We start from the raw sequence: 318 nt of genomic DNA on the forward strand, positions 1-318 counted from the left end.
CCTGTTGATGATCGCCGGGCTGCTCTACGGCCTGGAGAAAAAGGCGCCGCATTGGGAACTGCTGAAGAGTACCGACTACGCCGGCATCGTCACCCTCGGCATCGGCCTGGGCTGCCTGCAGGTTTTCCTCGAGGAAGGTCACCGCAAGGACTGGCTGGAGTCGCAACTGATCGTCAGCCTCGGCAGCGTCGCCCTGTTCAGCCTGGTCCTGTTCGTCATCCTGCAACTGTCGCGGCCAAACCCGCTGATCGACCTGGGCATCCTGCGCAACCGCAACTTCGGCCTCGCGAGCATTTCCAGCATCGGTCTGGGCATGGG

1 pseudogene is annotated in these 318 nt (G+C 62.9%); it reads left to right on the forward strand.

From position 1 onward, the window contains the following. Positions 1–318: pseudogene (locus ACLJNW_RS24060) on the forward strand (hypothetical protein); the annotation flags it as partial.

Source organism: Salmonella sp. SAL4457 (assembly GCF_046548235.1).
GTDB lineage: Bacteria > Pseudomonadota > Gammaproteobacteria > Enterobacterales > Enterobacteriaceae > Salmonella > Salmonella enterica.